This is a genomic window from Streptococcus sp. KHUD_010 (assembly GCF_040207525.1).
In the GTDB taxonomy this organism is placed as follows: domain Bacteria; phylum Bacillota; class Bacilli; order Lactobacillales; family Streptococcaceae; genus Streptococcus; species Streptococcus hominis.
In genome coordinates this window covers 653,215-672,533 of the sequence record NZ_CP157941.1, presented here as the reverse complement: position 1 = coordinate 672,533, position 19,319 = coordinate 653,215, and the positions used below count along the sequence as shown (strand labels likewise).

Annotated in this window: 13 protein-coding genes and 1 pseudogene; 1 reads left to right on the top strand and 13 read right to left on the bottom strand. The window is 39.4% G+C overall.

Going from position 1 to position 19,319, the window contains the following annotated elements:
• From smc to ccpA, 10 genes are all read right to left on the bottom strand, one after another.
• Complete coding sequence (gene smc, locus ABKA15_RS03295) at positions 1-3,534, bottom strand: chromosome segregation protein SMC (RefSeq protein ID WP_049513485.1); 3,534 nt, start codon at positions 3,532-3,534, stop codon at positions 1-3.
• Positions 3,525-4,223, bottom strand: coding sequence for a ribonuclease III (rnc, locus tag ABKA15_RS03290; RefSeq protein ID WP_049513488.1), 699 nt, complete (start codon positions 4,221-4,223; stop codon positions 3,525-3,527). The genes smc and rnc overlap by 10 nt, the downstream gene beginning before the upstream one ends.
• Before the next feature lie 385 nt (positions 4,224-4,608).
• Positions 4,609-4,968: a DUF454 family protein gene (locus tag ABKA15_RS03285; RefSeq protein WP_049513490.1), complete on the bottom strand. Its 360-nt coding sequence runs from the start codon at positions 4,966-4,968 to the stop codon at positions 4,609-4,611.
• Positions 4,969-4,976: 8 nt separating this feature from the next.
• Positions 4,977-5,780 (bottom strand): MBL fold metallo-hydrolase, encoded by an 804-nt coding sequence (locus ABKA15_RS03280; protein ID WP_049513492.1) that lies wholly within the window; start codon positions 5,778-5,780, stop codon positions 4,977-4,979.
• Position 5,781: 1 nt separating this feature from the next.
• A complete protein-coding gene (gene vicK, locus ABKA15_RS03275) occupies positions 5,782-7,134 on the bottom strand; it encodes a cell wall metabolism sensor histidine kinase VicK (protein ID WP_022526267.1) in 1,353 nt (450 codons plus the stop codon).
• The gene (yycF, locus tag ABKA15_RS03270) at positions 7,127-7,828 is read right to left on the bottom strand and encodes a response regulator YycF (RefSeq protein WP_049513494.1); all 702 of its coding nucleotides are present in this window, start codon (positions 7,826-7,828) and stop codon (positions 7,127-7,129) included. Before yycF ends, vicK begins: the two co-directional genes overlap by 8 nt.
• A gap of 283 nt (positions 7,829-8,111) precedes the next feature.
• On the bottom strand, positions 8,112-8,453 hold the full coding sequence (locus ABKA15_RS03265; RefSeq protein WP_106388375.1) for a hypothetical protein: 342 nt from the start codon (positions 8,451-8,453) through the stop codon (positions 8,112-8,114).
• 26 nt (positions 8,454-8,479) lie between these two features.
• Positions 8,480-9,793 carry a glycosyltransferase family 4 protein gene (locus tag ABKA15_RS03260; protein WP_106388374.1) on the bottom strand — a complete coding sequence of 438 codons (1,314 nt, stop codon included), beginning with the start codon at positions 9,791-9,793 and terminating at the stop codon, positions 8,480-8,482.
• A gap of 1 nt (position 9,794) precedes the next feature.
• Positions 9,795-10,793, bottom strand: a complete 999-nt coding sequence (locus ABKA15_RS03255; protein ID WP_106388373.1) for a glycosyltransferase — start codon at positions 10,791-10,793, stop codon at positions 9,795-9,797.
• 331 nt (positions 10,794-11,124) lie between these two features.
• Entirely contained in the window at positions 11,125-12,129 is a 1,005-nt protein-coding gene (ccpA, locus tag ABKA15_RS03250; protein WP_049514346.1) for a catabolite control protein A, read from the bottom strand.
• Positions 12,130-12,392: 263 nt separating this feature from the next.
• On the opposite strand from ccpA, the gene ABKA15_RS03245 reads away from it, so the two are divergent.
• Positions 12,393-13,475 (top strand): Xaa-Pro peptidase family protein, encoded by a 1,083-nt coding sequence (locus ABKA15_RS03245; RefSeq protein ID WP_264340923.1) that lies wholly within the window; start codon positions 12,393-12,395, stop codon positions 13,473-13,475.
• Positions 13,476-13,667: 192 nt separating this feature from the next.
• On the opposite strand, the pseudogene ABKA15_RS03240 reads toward ABKA15_RS03245, so the two are convergent.
• From ABKA15_RS03240 to tuf, 3 genes and pseudogenes are all read right to left on the bottom strand, one after another.
• Positions 13,668-17,114: pseudogene (locus ABKA15_RS03240) on the bottom strand (GBS Bsp-like repeat-containing protein).
• Positions 17,115-17,180: 66 nt separating this feature from the next.
• On the bottom strand, positions 17,181-17,939 hold the full coding sequence (gene tpiA / locus ABKA15_RS03235; RefSeq protein ID WP_049514349.1) for a triose-phosphate isomerase: 759 nt from the start codon (positions 17,937-17,939) through the stop codon (positions 17,181-17,183).
• Positions 17,940-18,094: 155 nt separating this feature from the next.
• Positions 18,095-19,291 carry an elongation factor Tu gene (gene tuf, locus ABKA15_RS03230; RefSeq protein WP_003023932.1) on the bottom strand — a complete coding sequence of 399 codons (1,197 nt, stop codon included), beginning with the start codon at positions 19,289-19,291 and terminating at the stop codon, positions 18,095-18,097.
• Positions 19,292-19,319 lie beyond the last annotated feature (28 nt).

The window sequence follows — 19,319 nt, the reverse complement described above, 5'->3', positions numbered from 1 at the left end:
TTACATACTTTCTAAATCTTTTAATTTTACGGAGACAATCTTTGACACACCGGACTCTTGCATGGTTACTCCATAGATAGAGTCTGCTGCGGACATCGTTCCTTTACGGTGTGTTACCACGATAAACTGGCTGTCCTTGTCAAAGCGATTGAGATAGTCTCCGAAACGTTTGACATTAGCTTCGTCAAGTGCAGCTTCCACCTCGTCCAAAATGACAAATGGTATCGTCTTGACACGGATAATGGAGAAGAGTAATGCCAAAGCTGACAGAGCTTTTTCTCCTCCGCTCATCAGATTGAGCGACTGAATTTTCTTACCAGGTGGTTGTACTGAAATTTCTACCCCCGCAGTCAGCAGGTCACCTTCGGTCAAAATCAAGTCCGCTGAACCACCGCCAAACATCTGTCTGAAAGTCACTTTGAAGCTCTCACGAATAGCTTCAAAGGTTGATTTGAAGCGGTCTTTTACTTCGTCATTCATTTCTTCGATGGTTTCCAAAAGTAGATTTTTCGCAGAAAGTACGTCATCTCTTTGAGTATTGAGGAAATGCAGCCGTTGACTGACTTCTTCAAATTGCTCTACCGCATCAAGATTGACTGGTCCTAAAGCCCGAATAGCCTTTTCTAAGTCCTTGACCTTAATTTCAGAAACCGCAAGATTTTCTAGTGGACGAGCCTGTTTACTAGCTTCATCAAAAGATATTTGATAGTCATCTGTCAAATTCGTCAAAAGGCGTCGAAGGACATCTGCAATCTTATCTTTTTCAGCTTCTGCCTTGGCTTGACTGCGAATCAAATCCTCATTTTGCTGACGGGCTTGTTCTAGATGACTGGTAAGATCTTCTGCTTGCCCTTCCAAATTATCCAGTTCAAACTGACACCGAATATTGGCTTGGTTCAAAGCTGTCTTTTCTTGTATAGCCTGTGTTAATTGCTCTTCTAAAACAGCAATATCCACTTTTGAAGCGGTCTCTTCCTTTTGCTCCATTAGAAATTGTAAAGTAGAAATCTCTTTTTCCAATTCAGATTTTTCATTGGACAAACGTGTGAGATCCGTCTGAACGTAACGCTGATGCCCCGTCAGCTCGGTACGAGCCAAATGAAGCTCAGATAAGTGGGCTGTTAGCTTGTCTAAACGTGCTTGAACAGCATCTTTATCTGACTTAATCTGCTCAATCTCGGCTTCTGTTTCAGATTTCTCTTGCTCAATTTCTGCAAGGCGATTAACCAATCGTTCCTTTTGTTCCGCCATGTCAGGAAGAACTTCACGAGATAGCTCTCTTTCTTGCAGCGCTAAGAGCTCGGATAAGTCTTCAACCTGTTTATGTGTTTGCTCATAAGCCATTTGAGCCTTTTGCTCTGCTAATCGAGCTTCCTCACCACTTGCTTTTATTTCTTCTAACAGACTGTTGGCTTGGCTTAGCTGTGTGTGCAAATCCTCCACTTGCTTTTCTTGCTCGGCTAATGTTACATTCTTCTCAGAAAGTTCCTTTTGCAAAGCATCCAACTCCGGCTTGATGAAAATTGTATTGTTATTTCGATTAGCGCCACCTGCATAAGAACCGCCTGTCCGCAATTCTGTTCCATCCAACGTAACAATTCGTACTTGATACCGAACTTTGCGAGCAGCTGCTCGCGCATTTTCTACCGTATCAAAAATGGCTGTTGTACCTAGCAAATTTTGGAAAATATGCTCTAAACTCTTATCATAGCGCACCAAAGACGAAGCCAAACCAAGAAAACCATTACTCTTTTCAATGCTTCCTTGATGATGATCTGGTAAATGCCGCGCTTTAATCGTTGTCAGTGGCAGAAAAGTTGCCCGTCCTGTTCGATTGCGTTTCAGAAATTCAATTGCTCGTGTCGCAGCTTGTTCGTCCTCTACAATAATATGTTGGCTACTTGCTCCAAGTGCAATTTCAAGTGCTGTCTGATAATGCGAATCAAAGCTCAATTTTTCACTAACAGCACCGATAATACCGCCCAGGCGCTCTGCTTCTTGAAGAACACTTTTCACCCCAGCATAGAAATGACTGTGATTTTTCAGAATAGCTTCTAAACTACCAACACGCGCCTTTTTATTTTTTACATCATCCATTAAATCAAACATTGCCGTTTGTTTTTGCTGATAATTTGTTTTTACAGCTTGAACTTGCTTTAGCTGTGCCTGATAATCTGTCAGTAACTGCTGAACCGACTGCCGAGCTGTTTCTAAATCTTCCAGTTGACTTTGCTCGTTGATTTGAAGATTCTTTAAATTTTCTTTTAACTTAGCAAATTCTGCTTGTTTGCTTTCAGATAATTGTAACTCATTGGCTAAGCGACTTTCTAAAGCAGTTAAGTCATTGGATAAGTCCGCTTCTTCTTGCATCAATTGGACAAATTCAGCACGTAATTTTTCAATCATCTGGTCAGGATTATCCGAAAATGCCTCAATTTCAGCTTCTAATTTATGAATCACTTGTTGATTTTGTTCCAATTTTACAGCAAAATCAGTCAATTGCTCATCTTTTCCCTGCCATTCTGTTTGAACCGCCTCTAATTTTTCTGTCAATCCTTGCAGGCGTTCCTCATTTTCCTTCCGACTGTTGGCAGCTTGACTAGATTCTAATTTGGAAACTTCGATTTGGCGTTCTAAGTCACTGATGAGGCGTGTTAATTCAAGCAAACTCGCTTGGTCATCTGCCATTTGTTTCTGCAAATCATGGCGTTTTTCTTTCAGAAGAACATTTTCTTGCTCTAGCTGGTCACGTTTGCTGTAATAAGCAGACAAAGATTGCTGAATCCCCACAAGCCGTTCTTCAGTATCATTCAGCTGTGTTTTATTTTCCTTTATTTGAGCAATCAATACATCCAAATAAAGAGCACGACGTTCTTCATCCAATTTCAAAAACTGCTTAGCTGTCGTAGCCTGCTTTTCAAGAGGCTTCACTTGACTATCTAGCTCATAAATAATGTCTTCCAGCCGATCTAGATTATCTTGTGTTTGGCTGAGCTTGCTTTCAGTCTCCTTGCGCCGCGTCTTGTATTTCAGTACGCCAGCCGCTTCTTCAAAAATGGAACGGCGCTCCTCTGGCTTGCTATTGAAAATTTCTTCCACCTTTCCTTGGGAAATAATGGAAAAACTATCTCGTCCAAGCCCTGTATCCATAAACAAATCATGAATATCTCGTAAACGTACCTTCTTGCCGTCTATTTTATACTCGCTATCCCCACTGCGATAAATATGACGTTCCACACGAATCTCATCTGCAGCTTGCTGGATAAAACGGTCTTTATTGTCCAAAACGACAACAACAGAAGCATAATTCAGTGGTTTGCGAGTTTCAGTCCCCGCAAAAATGATATCTGGCATTTTCCCGCCACGAAGGCTTTTAACACTAGACTCTCCCAGTGCCCAACGCAGGCTTTCAGTAATGTTACTCTTTCCTGAGCCATTAGGTCCAACGACTGCTGTCACTCCCTGATCAAACACTACCTTGGTCTTATCTGCAAAAGATTTGAAACCTTGAATTTCAATTTCTTTTAAATACATGAATGACTTTCCTTTTCAAATGCATTTTTAGCAGCTTCCTGTTCTGCTAATTTTTTCGAACGTCCTTGTCCTTGTCCAACCGTTCTGCCATCAACAGATACCGCTACAGCAAATTCTTTGGCATGAGCTGGACCAGACTCAGAGATGACTTGATAGACAATCTCGACATCACCATTGACTTGGAGCAGTTCTTGTAGCTTGGTCTTGTAATCAACCACCTGCTCAAAGTCTCCAACTTCTACCTTTGGAATCATGACTTGATATAGGAAGTTTTTGACCGCTTCCACTCCCCTATCTAGCAACAAAGCTCCTAAAAAGGCTTCAAATAAATCTCCAAGAATGGTATCCCGATTACGCCCACCTGATTTTTCTTCGCCACGACCCAATTTGATAAATTGATCAAACTGGCAATCTCGACTAAAACCAGCCAAACTCTCTTCACGTACAATCGTTGAGCGAAGTTTTGACAAGTCCCCTTCTGGTTTTTTTGGATATTTTTTATACAGATATTCCGAAATCAATAATTGCAGAACAGCGTCTCCTAAAAATTCCAAGCGCTCATTGTGTGAAATGTTTAAGAGGCGGTGCTCATTGGCATAGCTAGTGTGTGTAAAAGCTGTCTCCAGCAACTTTTCATCTTGGAAGACAATTCCAAATTGCTGACTTAAAACTTTATGTAAATCTCTCATTTTTTCTCCTTTCAAGAAGAACTTTTTCTTTTAATACTCAATGAACATCAAAAATTTAACAATCACCTCCAGCTGTCTCCCAGACAATTAGAACTAGGAAGCAAGTTGCGGGTGGGGAAAAAACTCTACTTGAGCTTTTGAGGTTGCAGGTGTAATCAACGAAGTCAGTAACAAAGAGTACGGCAAGGTTGACAAAAAAAGTTTCACTTTTCTTCTCTGCCACCTCTCACAGTCACCCAGACTGTGAAATCCGACGAAGTTTGAAGAGATCTTCACAGAGTATAAAATGAAAACAAATTCTCTACTATTATATCAAAAAAATCCTTGATACTCCAACGATACCAAGAATTTGATAGGAAAAGTTCACCATAGATGAAATGAATTTTCATTCTTTATCTGGAATGACTTTGAATAAATAATACGTCATAAAAAGGGTTAAGGCAGCTAAAGCAAACTTCACCCAGATAAAAGGTGCAAAGAAGATAGAAATTCCCATTAGAATGTAAATAGAAATAAGAATTTTTCTTTTACGCTCCCGAGCAATAGCTCCAGTTTCGCGAAAGTTCGCCACATAGATTTGATACAACTTAGTATGGTATAGCCATTTTTCAAATCGTTTGGAAGAGCGTGAAAAGCAAGCAATTGCCAACAGTAAAAAGGGAGTTGTCGGCAATAGCGGTAAAGCAACTCCCAGAAGGGCTAATCCTACTGAAATAAAACCAATCATTAAGTAAAAAATTCGCATTCTTTCTCCTAAATATTTGTTAAAGGTGTCGCTGTATCTGGCGATGTATCACAAATATGAAAATCATGCTCAACCGCCAAATCAGCCTGTGCTAATTGATTGATCATTGTGATATGAGCCAATTCTTTGGTATTATTTTCTTTGCTAAGATGCCCTAGATAGATTTTCTTAGTGCGATAACCCAACGTACGAATCATGGTTTCTGCCCCGTCATCATTCGACAAATGGCCTTGGTCAGATAAAATCCGCTGCTTCAGGCTCCAAGGATAAGCTCCGCTACGAAGGATTTCAATATCATGGTTGGACTCGATCAAATACCCGTCCGCATTTTCAATAATCCCCGCCATACGATCGCTAACATAGCCAGTATCCGTCAGTAGAACAAAACTTTTATCGTCTTTCATCAGTCGGTAAAATTGCGGTGCAACCGCATCATGACTAACACCAAAACTTTCAATGTCAATATCGCCAAATGTCTTGGTTTTTCCCATTTCAAAAATGTGCTTCTGACTAACATCAATCTTCCCAAGCGCTACTTCCATAGCATTCCATGTTTCTTGATTGGCATAAATGTCTAAATGATATTTCCGTGCCAAAACGCCCACACCATGGATATGATCCTTATGCTCGTGCGTCACCAAAATAGCATCCAAATCCTCTGGCTTGCGGTCAATTTCACTCAATAAGCTGGTAATTTTCTTCCCAGACAAGCCCGCATCAATCAACAACTTCTTCTTTGGGGTTTCTAAATAGAAACAATTGCCAGTAGAACCTGACGCTAAAATACTGTACTTAAATCCCTTCTCGTTCATGCTACCCTTCTAATTCATCTTCTTCCCAATCATCATCTTTGACAGCTTCCTTGTCATACGGCAGAACTATAGTAAACGTTGAACCTTTGCCATACTCGCTCTTTGCCCAGATAAAGCCGTTATGCTGCTTGATAATCTCTTTGGCAATGGCTAAGCCCAGTCCGGATCCACCTTGGGCGCGACTTCTCGCTTTGTCTACACGATAAAATCTATCAAAAATTTTCGGCAAATCTTTTTTAGGAATTCCTAAGCCTTCATCTGAAATTGACAAAATCATTTGGGTATCCGTTGTTTTCATACTGACCGTAATTTTACCACCGTCAGGAGAATATTTAATGGCATTGTTGATAATATTATCAATCACCTGTGTCATCTTATCTGTATCAATTTCGACCCAAATAGAATTAATGGGATAATCTCGAATAATTTCATACTTTTTATCATCGTTCTGACTTCTGATTTTATCAAAACGGTTCAAAATAAAGGTGATAAAAGCTGTAAAATTCGTCAATTCAATATCCAAATGACTGGTTGCATTGTCAATACGTGACAAACTCAGCAAGTCCGAAACCATTCGCATCATCCGATTGGTCTCATCTAATGAAACCTTGATAAAATCCGGTGCAACTGGTTCTGACAAGGCACCTTCATCTAGTGCTTCCAGATAAGACTTGACACTGGTCAAGGGAGTACGTAATTCGTGACTGACATTCGAAACAAACAGTCTCCGCTCACGCTCTTCTTTTTCCTGCTCCGTTGTATCGTGCAACACCGCAACCAGCCCTGAAATAAAGCCTGATTCTCGCCGAATCAAGGCAAATCGAACACGTAAACTTAAAAACTCTCCATTTTCATCCTGCGAATCAATGGTCAATTCTGGAACTTTCGTAATCAAGTCTCGTAAGTCATATTCGTCTTCAATATCCAGCAGTTTTAAGATATTCATCTTTCGTGCTTCGGATTCTTTGACTCCCAACTGTTTGGTTGCCATATCATTGATCATAATAATCTGCCCACGACGATTGGTCGCAAGAACACCGTCCGTCATATAGGATAAAATACTTGACAGGCGCTTAGTTTCTTGCTCTAAATTTTCATGCGTTAGACGGATTACCTCAGATAAATCATTGATACTATTGGTAATATCCGTAATTTCTGGACCACCTTGTACATCTAAAATTTCTGAGTAATTGCCTGCAATTAAATCTTTTACTTTTTGATTCAATTGGCGAATACGAACATTATCACGTCGGTTTTCCAAGGAAAGCAAGGTAATCACCAAAATAAATCCTAAAATGAGTAAGACAAATACAAAATCTTTTGATACAACAAATTGTCTAATATTATCAATCATTGTTTCTCATGTAATATCCAACGCCGCGCCGTGTTAAAATGTACTCTGGTCGGCTAGGAATATCCTCAATCTTTTCTCTCAAACGACGAATTGTCACATCGACCGTCCGCACATCTCCAAAATAATCATAGCCCCACACCGTTTCTAGCAGATGTTCACGCGTCATCACTTGCCCGATATGCGTTGCCAAATGGTGGAGCAATTCAAACTCACGGTGTGTTAAATCTAATTCTTCGCCATGCTTTTTCACGACAAAAGCATCGGTCAAAATCTGCAGATCTCCAATCACAATTTCTTTTGGTTCAGCTTCTGCTTCTTGATTTTCAATTGTCAAATCTGTCCGCCGCAAAATGGCTTTGACACGCGCCTGCAATTCACGATTAGAGAAAGGCTTTGTCATATAGTCATCTGCACCAATCTCAAGACCAATAACTTTGTCAAATTCACTGTCTTTGGCAGAAAGAACGATGATTGGCACATTACTCGTTTTCCGAATCGTTCGCGCCACCTCTAAACCATCCATTTCGGGCAACATCAAGTCCAAAATCAAAATATCTGGATGTTCTGCTTCAAACATTTCTAACGCTTCGCGACCGTCGAAGGCTGTCACTACTTCATAACCTTCTTTTACCATGTTAAACTTTATAATATCTGAGATTGGTTTCTCATCATCTACAACTAATATTTTTTTCATTTTATTCACCTTTTTCTATCACTTTATTATACCAAATTTTCCTTAAAATTTACCAATTCAACTCATAACACATCATTTCTTTACTTTACAAATTTAAAACAAATATGTTAAAAATATGACAGCAAAGACAGGTTTTCATATCAAAAAATAGTCCAGACAAAAGCGTCTTAGACCATTCATTGAATTTTTAGGAAAAACTATGAAACGCAATACATCTGTCTTAACTTTTCACTGCTACTGTAGTAATTTCCTAAAGAAGCAAATGCTCTGAACTGCTAGATGTTCATTTACTTGTCTTTCTCCAGCGAAATATCCCATAACCTAACAGCATCCCCACCAATAAACAGATAAAATGGGCTGCATGATACAGTAAAATCCATTCACCAAAGGTCAGAATCGTCACAAAGAACATGAGTGTCGCTAAAAGCAAAAAGCGGCGAGAAAAACCATTTAGTCCAGCATAGACAACTGCTACAAGGAATATTGCCAGCGGTGAATATATCAAAACATTATTCACCACCAAGCCCTTTCGTAACAATTCGTCCATTGGTATCATTTGGACAATTCCATAAAATAACGAATAGAAAAAGAGTAGTACAGCTAAAAAAGGAAGATCGTGTTTCATTTTCCCACCTCGCTAGTCTAGGAGTTTTATTTTAGGTATTTCTGTATATTTTTGATTTGTCGTTTAGACGCTTTAAACATTCGTGCTGATCCATTTACAGGAAGGGCAATCGCTTTTTTAGGAAGATAGATAACCGATTTCGCTAATCGCTTACTAACAGTTTCCTCCGGATGCAAATCATTGGCAAAATCTTTTGAAATAATCAAATCCAAGTAGAATTCATATACACGACGCCCAAAGTTTTCAGCAGAGATTTCGTATAATTTTGTAGCGAGACTCTTTTCATCCAAATCTGGTGTTGCAATAACAGCTTCCAAAATCGCTCCCGCCAAATCACGTTCTTCATAATAAAGTGTTCCAAACATTTTATCATTGATAACGTTGTCCAGATAAGGATTTCCGTGAGCAATAATAGGAGTGCCACTCGCTAGGCTTTCTAAATATGTCAAGCCCTGCGTCTCACTCGTTGAAGCAGAAATAAAGAAATCCGCTGCTTTATAATACAATGCGGTTTCACTTGGTGCAATCATTCCTGTGAAAATCACTGCATCTGTAATGTTCAACCGTTTGGCTTGCGCTTTTAAGTCAGACAAATAAGGACCGTCTCCTGCCACTACCAACTTCACATCTGGATTTTCTTCCAAAACAGCTGGCAGAGCAGCTAAAACTGCCTGAATGTTTTTTTCATAAGAAACGCGTGATAAGCTAAGCAACATGGTTTCTTGATTTGAAATGCCTAATTTTTCTCGTAAATCAGCAATATTCTCAGCAGTAATTTCTGGACGTTCAAATTTGGCCAACTCAATTCCAGTCGGAATAACCCGTTTTTCTACTTTTACTTTGTATTTCATGAGCAGGTCATAAACAATCTCGCTTGGACAAATCACGCCATCCAGATCACTCATAAAACCACGAACAATGTATTTGACCATGCTAGGACGAATGACCATACCTTTAGCAATGTAGCGCACATAATCTTCATACTGTGTATGATAGGTATGAACAACTGGAATCCGCAGTTCTTTCGCAATCCAAACACCCAACAACCCCAAAGAAAATTCAGTCTGGGTATGAATAATATCCAATTGATATTGGCGAGCAATCTCTAAAGCTGTTGAAAAACCGCGATAAGCAATTCGCCGATCTTTAAAGGCAAAAAACGGCACACTAGGAATTCGAATAATCTGCCAATCCTCATAACGATTGACATCCTTATCTGTCGTTGTAAAAATAAAAACGGTGTGTCCAAGCTTTTCTAATTCTGTTTTTAAAGTGCGAATACTAGTTGCCACCCCTGAAACCTGAGGGAAATACGTATCCGTAAAAAGACCAATTCGCATGCTACATCTCCAATACTTCTCGATAAGCATCTACAAGCTTATAAGCCACATCATCAATTGAACGACTCTGCGCTACCTTATAGCCAGCTTCTCGCTTATCCACCTTTCTATCCAAAATCTTTTGGATAGAGTCTACAAACTCATCTACATTGTGTCCCAATTCAGCCGATTGTTCATCAATCCAGCCCTCATATACAGGAATATCTCGCAAAACTACATGCTGATGACTAGCCAACGCCTCTAGCACCACAATCCCTTCCGTCTCTTCATAGCTAGGGAAAAAGAAGAGACTACTGCCGCTCATAGCTCCTTCAAAAACAGCCCCCTTGAAATAACCTGGAAATTCAACATTTTTAGGATGATTAAACAGTACAAGATTTCTGATTTTCCGTGGAATGATCCACTTGTTAATGCTTCCCAGCCAAATAAAGCGAACATCTGGCATTCTGCGTGCTACTTCTACAAAGTCTTCAATCCCTTTGCGTCTGAAATAAAGCCCTGCACAGACAACCACCTTATCTCCTTCTTGGATATGAAAATGTTTTCTAAATACTTCTTCTTTATGTGGATCTTTTTTATATTTCTGAAGGTCAATCCCATTAGAAACCACCACAATTGGTGTTGTCACGCCATAGCCCTGAATCAACTTTTTGGAATACTCAGACGGTGTAATGATAAAATCCGCCATTTGGTACATGTGAGCTAAATATTTTCCAAAGGCTTCCGCAAAAAAGTTTGACCCGATAAAGGAATTGCGAAAATCTTCTTTAGTCGAATGCCCATGCATAATCACTTTTTTCCCTTGTTTTTTTGCTTTGTGCAAAAGTCGCAAACTTCTAGGCCCATAAGTATTGATATGAACCACATCATAATCTCCTGAAGGATCGGTCGTGTAGGGAATTCCAGCCAAATCTAGAGCTTTCATCTGATGTTGCAAAGCTCGTCCAATGCCTGATTTTTCCAAAACCGCTTTACCTTCTAAATACAGTAATACTTTCATGTCTTCTATTATATCCAAAAGATAGAAAAAATAAAACCACAAAGGTATAGAGCCTCTTGAAAACAAAAAAAAGGCTGGGACAAAAGTCCTTAACCTCGTCAGATTTTTATGAGTTTCTTGCAAGTCGCAGTGGTTGAGTGGGTTCTATGCGGTTGATAAATCAACCTTTACAGCCCTACTCAACTGTGCGGGGGTGGGACGACAAAATCAAATTTCTTCGAAATTACCGATTTTTGTCCCACTCCCATAAACTACTATCATAATAAACGAGTAGCAAAATGATTGGACAACAAACTTAAAATTGAAAATTTCAAGTTCTGTCTAACTCTACTTACTTTCTTGTTGAACGACGCTCAATAAGACCATGAGCTAATACTACTTCACGTTCTTCTAACTCTTCCTTGTGCATAATCTTAGTCAGCATGCGCATACTAATCGCACCAAGGTCATACAAAGGCTGACCAATAGTTGTCAAATTTGGACGAGTGAAGCGTGCTACCTGCGAATCATCGCTAGTGATGATTTCAAAATCTTCTGGTACATTTACACCCTTGTCTGATAAACCATTTAACAGTCCAGCCGCCAGCTCATCACCAGTCACAAAAGCTGCTGTGGCTTTGGAAGCAATGACCCGTTCTGCTAATTGATAACCATCATCATAGCTGTATTTTGACTCAAAAACCAATCCTTCACTATAAGTAAGTTTGGCTTTCTTCAAAGCTTCTTTGTAGCCAGCTAAACGAATCTTACCATTGATGTCATCCACCAAAGGTCCGCTTACAAAAGTAATTTTTTGATTATTTTTTGTAAGACGTTCAACTGCATCCATGGTTGCTTGCTTATAGTCAATATTCACACTTGGTAATTGATGCTCCACATCAACCGTGCCTGCAAGCACAACTGGCGTCCGCGAACGAGAAAACTCGGAGCGAATCTTTTCTGTCAAATGATAGCCCATAAAGATAATACCGTCCACTTGTTTTGAGAACAGCGTATTGACAACAGAAACTTCCTTGTCATCATCTTCATCACTATTTGCTAAAACAATATTGTATTTATACATCTCTGCGATATCATCAATCCCTTTTGCAAGCGTTGAAAAATAACTACTTGTAATATTTGGAATGACAACCCCGACAGTTGTCGTCTTTTTGCTAGCTAAGCCACGCGCTACCGCATTTGGTCGGTAATCCAAGCGGTCAATCACTTCCAAGACTTTTTTTCTTGTATTTTCCTTTACATTTTTGTTTCCATTTACCACACGGCTAACGGTTGCCATTGAAACTCCCGCTTCACGCGCGACATCATAAATGGTTACTGTATCGTCTGTGTTCATGTTTCTTCCTTTCTATGTTGAAAATATCGTTTTCACATTCCTACCAAACTCATTTTATCACTTATTGGAAACACTTTCAAGCATTTTGATAACTTTTTGAAAAATCTTGTTTTTTAGGCAAATTTTTAGCAATTTTACCAATGATTTTACAAGAAAAATGTACCCAATCTGTAAAATTTCTGAAGTGAAAAAAAGTTCTTACTGTCCTCTTGATTTTTACCTATTTTTTTGCAAAAATAGAGGGGTAGAAAGAAGGTACTAGAATGACCAAAATAAATCAAATTATTTCTTATCTGGAAACAGAAAAAGCAGATGTTGCCGTAGTTTCTGATCCTGTCACGATTAATTATTTAACAGGATTTTATAGCGACCCTCATGAACGTCAGATGTTTCTTTTTATTTTCACAAATCATGAACCACTACTCTTTGTTCCTGCTCTTGAAGTAGAGCGTGCTAGTGTAATTGTTGATTTCAAGGTTCTAGGTTATGTTGATTCTGAAAATCCTTGGGAAAAAATCAAAGCAGCCTTGCCAGCTAGCAGCTTCCACAAAGTTGCTGTTGAGTTTGATAACTTGGTTTTGACCAAATATAATGGTTTAAATACCGTTTTTGAACGCGCTGAATTTACAAACTTAACCCCATGTATCAATCGTATGCGTCTCATCAAATCAGCCGATGAAATCAAGAAAATGTTTGTCGCAGGAGAATACGCAGATAAAGCTGTTAAGATTGGTTTTGATACTATTTCTCTTGATAAAACAGAAACAGATATTATTGCTCAAATTGACTTTGGTATCAAACAACTCGGCTATGAGATGAGCTTTGAGACTATGGTTTTGACAGGTGATAATGCTGCTAATCCGCATGGCATTCCTGGTGCAAACAAAGTCGAAAACAATGCCCTGCTGCTATTTGACCTTGGCTGTATGGTCAATGGTTATGCCAGCGATATGACACGGACAGTTGCTGTTGGAAAACCAGATCAGTTTAAAAAAGACATTTACAATCTAACGCTTGAAGCTCAACGGGCAGCTCTTGACTTCATCAAACCCGGAGTAACAGCTCATGAAGTAGACCGCGCAGCACGCGAAGTCATCGAAAAAGCCGGTTATGGTGAATACTTCAATCATCGTCTGGGGCATGGTATCGGCATGAGTGTTCACGAATTTCCATCTATCATGGAAGGAAATGATATGGTTATCGAAGAAGGTATGTGCTTCTCTGTTGAGCCTGGTATCTATATTCCTGGAAAAGTTGGCGTTCGTATTGAAGACTGCGGGCATGTCACAAAAGAAGGCTTTGAAGTCTTTACAAGTACAAGTAAAGATCTACTCTATTTTGATTAAAAACTAAAAAAAGCTAAAATAGTTGATTTAAGGACTGAAGCCTGTATTGGATTTAGTCCTTTTTATTGTATTCAGCAAAAAGAAGGAGCGGAATAAACAATCATGATTACTGGGCAACCAATCATGAATGTCTTTCCCACTCCTTCATTAATTAGACTCTACGTTCTTCGTTCTCATAGAGCAGACACAATATTATGCTCTGATTGTCATGAATGGAGATCCTTCTGTATTGTCAGTTGGATCCAAACTCTGTACTCTAAATAAATAATCTACTGAATAATAGCCATTATTATTAGCATTATACGGATCCATTACATAAGTCATTCCGTTGTTATAGCCTTTCATGACCAGTTTATGTGTAACAGGATAATTTGCAAATACACTGGTTCCTACTGCACCAAGCACATGGTGTCCCATAGCAAGTGCTTCTCGCACAGCTGCGGTTGAACCTAAAACATCCGTTTTCAACCCCCAATGTTGAGCTGCTAAGACAATACCTCGACTCGTTGTGCCGTAGCTTCTCTTATTGAATTCATTTGTAGAATGGTAGAGATAATCTGCCACAGTCGTTGGTAAAACAGTCTGTTCTGTAATACCAGAAATTGCCATAGCAACCGTTGTTGGTACGCAACCCGTTGCAGCAAATGTGTAGCCTCCATAAGTTCGTCCTGCCCAACGACCATCACGTTGAGAAAAATATGGTGTCGGGTAAGACGTTTTAGAAACTTGTACTGTTGTACCACCTACTCCAACCAGCTTACCATTGTTTTGAATGTAATACAAATGAACATTGTATTCGCCGGTTGAGTTCTTATGGTCACTCGCTTTCACAGTTATCTTATAGGTACCATCAGCTCGTTTTGCAGCAGTATACCAAATGATGTCATCTTGACCATTTACACTAGACCACGTTGGCAGCTTCACTTCACGAACACCATGAGGGCTGGAAACATTAGACACCAACACGTCAAATGTTCCTGTTTTAGGATTATTATTTTAGATCGTGATTTTTCCAGTTGGTTTAAGGTTTTCCGCAGAAATTGTCACATTGGTTGATGTACCGCCCACTCCAATCAATGTTCCATTGTTTTGAACATAGTACAAATGAATATAGTACAAACCAGTTGAATTCTTATGATCACTTGCTTTAATGAACGCCTTATAAGTTCCATTGGTCTGTCTAGTGGCAGTGTACCAGATAATATCGTCCTGACCATTGACATTAGACCAGGTCGGTAATTTCACTTCACGGACACCATCTGGATTAGAAACATTGGAAACAATTACTTCAAAAGTCCCGTTATTGGCATCTTTATTTTGAATTGTTAACGTACCTTTTGGACGTGCAATTGAAACTTCTGTCGTTGTGCCACCAATCCCAACGATTTTACCATTTCCTTGGATATAGTAAAGATGAATATGGTACAAACCTGTGCTTCTTTTATGGTCACTCGCTTTGACAGTTGCTTTGTAAGTCCCATTGGCCTGTCTAGTGGCAGTGTACCAGATAATATCGTCCTGACCATTGACATTAGACCAGGTCGGTAATTTCACTTCACGAACGCCGTAAGGGCTAGAAACACCTGAAACAATCACATCAAAGGTTCCTGTGTCTGGATTATTATTTTGAATGGTAAGATTCCCTTTTGCTCTCGCTAAAGAAACATTTACTTGTGTTCCAGCTACTCCAACAAATTGTCCATTATCCTGAATATAATACAAATGAACATTATATAGACCTGTTGAATATTTGTGATCACTTACCTTGACGGTCGTCTTATACGTTCCATTGGCTTGTTTTTTAGCAGTATACCAGATAATGTCGTCTTGACCATCCACATTAGACCAAGTCGGTAATTTCACTTCACGAACACCATCTGGACTGGAAACACCTGAGACAATCACATCAAAGGTTCCTACGTTAGGATTGTTATTCGCGATAGTCAAAGTACCTTTAGGATGCGCAATCGAAACCGTTGTCGTTGTTCCTGTTACTCCTACCAACTGATTATTTTCTTGGATATAATATACATGAATATTATACTCTCCAGTTGATTTTTTATGATCAGTCGCTTTAACTGTTACTTTATAGGTTCCATTGGCCTGCTTCTTCGCTGTGTACCAGATAATATCATCTTGACCACCTATGCTGGACCAAGTTGGAACTTTTACTTCACGAACACCGTAAGGGCTGGAAACACCTGAAACAATCACATTAAAGGTTCCTGTGTCTGGATTATTATTAGCAATGGTCACTTTTCCTTGAGGTCGACCAAATGAAAGCTCGGTAGTTGTTCCACCTACGCCAACCAATTTCCCATTATTTTGAATGTAATAAAGGTGAATGTGATAGAGTCCTGTAGAAAATTTGTGATCTACTGCCCTTACTGTTACTTTATAAGTTCCATCAGCCTGTTTAGCAGCTGTATACCAAATAATGTCATCTTGACCATTGACATTAGACCAGGTCGGTACTTTCACTTCACGAACGCCGTAAGGAGCAGAAACGTCCGACACAATCACATCAAAGGTTCCCGTGTTAGGATTCTTGTTTTGAACCGTGATTTTTCCCTTTATTGGCTGATTTGCAGCACGATTGCTTGGAGTTGCCTTATTCGTAAATCGTCCAGTATAATCCACACTTTGGTCAAATACATGACGACCAGGTAGTAGTTCAGCTTGCGAAGTAAACTGCCAAGCACCTGCTTCACTATTATATTTCAGTGTTTTCGCATCATCGGCACTTAATTTTGAAGTTGGATATTGCGCTACCCAGAAATTTTCCAAGCCAAATTGTTCTGTTTGGATTGGTCCTTTCGTTCTAAGATTGTTTCGATCAAGCCAACTTGCACTTGTATAGTACATCAAATTTGAAAAGCCCATACGCCGCATTTCATCTGCCCAAGCTTGAGTAGTTGCATTGATATTCGGACGCATATCAGAATCTTCAATATCATTTACCATAACAGTTGAGGAAGGAAGGTTCAATCGTCTTGCTTCCTCTGCAAAATAGCGCGCTTCTGCTCTTGCTTCTGCTTCATTAGTATAATGAGAAAAAGCATAAGCCGACACTTGCATACCTGCCGCTTGTGCATTCTGTGTTTGAGAAGCCGCATAAGGATTTTTATAACTCGTTCCTTCTGTTAATTTAACAACAACCCCATTTACCCCTTTTTCAGCTAAATGTTGATAATCTTCTTTGCTGATATGCCCATTATGACTGCTAACATCTACAAAGGTTGATTTTTTTACTTGCGCATCAGGATTACTTCTAGCTGTTGTTTGATTATTCTGCGCAGCAAAAAAAGTTGACTTGTTGTCTTTTTTAGTCTCAGTTGTAGTTGTCGAATTTTCTTTTACAACTGATTGTTCTTCTGAAACTTTAGCCTCAGTTGAAGCAGTTGAAGAAGCAGTTGCTTCGTTTTTAGATGAAGAAGATGAAGTTGTTTGATTTATTGGAGCAGTTTGAGTTACTTCTTTTGTTTGGAGTTCAACTGAAGAATGAGCTTCTTGTTTATTGACTTCTACTGTCGGCTCTAGCGTAGAAGTTTTTACAGATTCATCAGCAAAAATTTGCTGTGAACTAGCTGCAATTAAAATAGCTGTGCTTGCTAAATAAAATAAACTTTTCTTTTTCATTTTATTTCTCCATTTTAAAATAAGCCTGCCATAAAATATGGCAAGCTAACTATTTCTTTTAAGAAATTATTTTACAAAGTCCAACAATGCAAGGAAACTTTCTGCTTCAAGTGATGCCCCACCAACAAGGGCACCGTCAACATCTGGACATGCCATGTATTCAGCTACATTGTTCGGTTTTACTGAGCCGCCGTATTGTACACGTACTTTGTCAGCCACTTCTTGACCAAAGTCAGCTGCTACAACATCACGAACTGCTTTACACATTTTTTGAGCATCGTCTTGAGTAGCTGATTTACCAGTACCGATAGCCCAGATTGGTTCATAAGCAATGACAAGAGAAGACACTTGTTCTGCTGTCAATCCTTTAAGGGCTGCAGATACTTGAGCACCTACAAATTCCACTGCTTTACCAGCTTCGTAAGTTTCAAGAGATTCACCACAGCAGATGATTGGAAGAAGACCATTGCGGAAGATAGCATGAGCTTTCTTGTTGATATCTTCGTCTGTTTCATGGAAATAGTCACGACGTTCAGAGTGACCAATTACAACATAATCAAGACCCATTTCAGAAAGAACTTTGGGACTATTTTCACCAGTAAATGCACCAGCATCTTCAAAATAAGTATTTTGTGCAGCAACTTTAAGATTTGAACCTTTTGCTGCAACAAGAACTGTCGTCAAATCAAGCGCAGGAGCTGCGATACCTGCTTCAACAAGATCAGATGAAGGAAGTTTACTTGCAACTGCTTCTACAAAAGCTTTAGCTTCTTCTGGATTTTTATTCATTTTCCAGTTACCAGCAATAAATGGTTTACGTGACATTTCACATACCTCTTCTTTTTTTATTTACATCTATTATTTTACCATAATTTAATAGAGAAATAAAGACTGAGTCGAATGAAATCATAAAAAAGAAAGCCCCGCAACAGCGGAGCTCATTGTCTGACTTTAATTGTTCATCTGGGAACTTAATTGAATTAAGCTTCGATTTCTGTAACCATACCTGAACCTACAGTACGTCCACCTTCACGGATAGAGAATGTAGTTCCTTGTTCTACGGCAATTGGGTGGATCAATTCAACGTCGATTGTTACGTTATCACCAGGCATTACCATTTCAGTACCTGCAGGAAGTTCGATTGAACCTGTAACGTCTGTAGTACGGAAGTAGAATTGAGGACGGTAATTGTTGAAGAATGGAGTATGACGTCCACCTTCTTCTTTAGTAAGGATGTAAACTTCACCTTTGAATTTAGTGTGTGGATGAATTGAACCTGGTTTAGCAAGAACTTGTCCACGTTCGATTTCGTCACGTTGGATACCACGAAGAAGAACCCCTACGTTATCTCCAGCAAGACCTTCGTCCAATTGTTTACGGAACATTTCAACACCAGTAACAACTGCTTTTTGGATTTCGTCACGGATACCAACGATTTCAACTTCGTCGTTGACTTTAACAGTACCACGGTCGATACGTCCTGAAGCAACAGTACCACGTCCAGTAATTGAGAATACATCTTCGACTGGAAGAAGCAATGGTTTGTCAGTGTCACGTTCTGGTTCTGGAATGTATTCATCAACAGTATCCATCAATTCCATGATGATGTCTTCATATTTTTCATCACCTTCAAGAGCTTTAAGAGCTGAACCTTGGATAACTGGGATTTCATCACCTGGGAAATCGTATTCTGAAAGAAGGTCACGGATTTCCATTTCAACCAATTCAAGCAATTCTTCATCGTCAACCAAGTCAACTTTGTTCATGAAGACGATAAGGTATTTAACACCTACTTGGCGTGAAAGAAGGATGTGTTCACGAGTTTGAGGCATTGGTCCGTCAGTTGAAGCTACTACAAGGATAGCTCCGTCCATTTGAGCAGCACCAGTGATCATGTTTTTAACGTAGTCCGCGTGTCCTGGAGCGTCGATGTGAGCATAGTGGCGTTTAGCAGTTTCGTATTCAACGTGTGCAGTGTTGATAGTGATTCCGCGTTCGCGTTCTTCTGGAGCAGCATCAATAGATGAGTAATCTTTTGGTTGGTTAACTGAACTTGGAAGACGACGTGCAAGTACAGTTGTGATAGCTGCAGTTAGGGTAGTTTTACCATGGTCAACGTGTCCGATTGTACCGATGTTAACGTGTGGTTTACTACGATCGTATTTTTCTTTTGCCATTTGAGTAAAAGCCTCCAATAAAATATAT

What these genes read in the sequence shown, in the direction of transcription:
- smc (WP_049513485.1), bottom strand. Translation starts at nt 3,534, where the DNA reads ATGTATTTAAAAGAAATTGAAATTCAAGGTTTCAAATCTTTTGCAGAT.
- rnc (WP_049513488.1), bottom strand. Translation starts at nt 4,223, where the DNA reads ATGAGAGATTTACATAAAGTTTTAAGTCAGCAATTTGGAATTGTCTTC.
- ABKA15_RS03285 (WP_049513490.1), bottom strand. Translation starts at nt 4,968, where the DNA reads ATGCGAATTTTTTACTTAATGATTGGTTTTATTTCAGTAGGATTAGCC.
- ABKA15_RS03280 (WP_049513492.1), bottom strand. Translation starts at nt 5,780, where the DNA reads ATGAACGAGAAGGGATTTAAGTACAGTATTTTAGCGTCAGGTTCTACT.
- vicK (WP_022526267.1), bottom strand. Translation starts at nt 7,134, where the DNA reads ATGATTGATAATATTAGACAATTTGTTGTATCAAAAGATTTTGTATTT.
- yycF (WP_049513494.1), bottom strand. Translation starts at nt 7,828, where the DNA reads ATGAAAAAAATATTAGTTGTAGATGATGAGAAACCAATCTCAGATATT.
- ABKA15_RS03265 (WP_106388375.1), bottom strand. Translation starts at nt 8,453, where the DNA reads ATGAAACACGATCTTCCTTTTTTAGCTGTACTACTCTTTTTCTATTCG.
- ABKA15_RS03260 (WP_106388374.1), bottom strand. Translation starts at nt 9,793, where the DNA reads ATGCGAATTGGTCTTTTTACGGATACGTATTTCCCTCAGGTTTCAGGG.
- ABKA15_RS03255 (WP_106388373.1), bottom strand. Translation starts at nt 10,793, where the DNA reads ATGAAAGTATTACTGTATTTAGAAGGTAAAGCGGTTTTGGAAAAATCA.
- ccpA (WP_049514346.1), bottom strand. Translation starts at nt 12,129, where the DNA reads ATGAACACAGACGATACAGTAACCATTTATGATGTCGCGCGTGAAGCG.
- ABKA15_RS03245 (WP_264340923.1), top strand. Translation starts at nt 12,393, where the DNA reads ATGACCAAAATAAATCAAATTATTTCTTATCTGGAAACAGAAAAAGCA.
- tpiA (WP_049514349.1), bottom strand. Translation starts at nt 17,939, where the DNA reads ATGTCACGTAAACCATTTATTGCTGGTAACTGGAAAATGAATAAAAAT.
- tuf (WP_003023932.1), bottom strand. Translation starts at nt 19,291, where the DNA reads ATGGCAAAAGAAAAATACGATCGTAGTAAACCACACGTTAACATCGGT.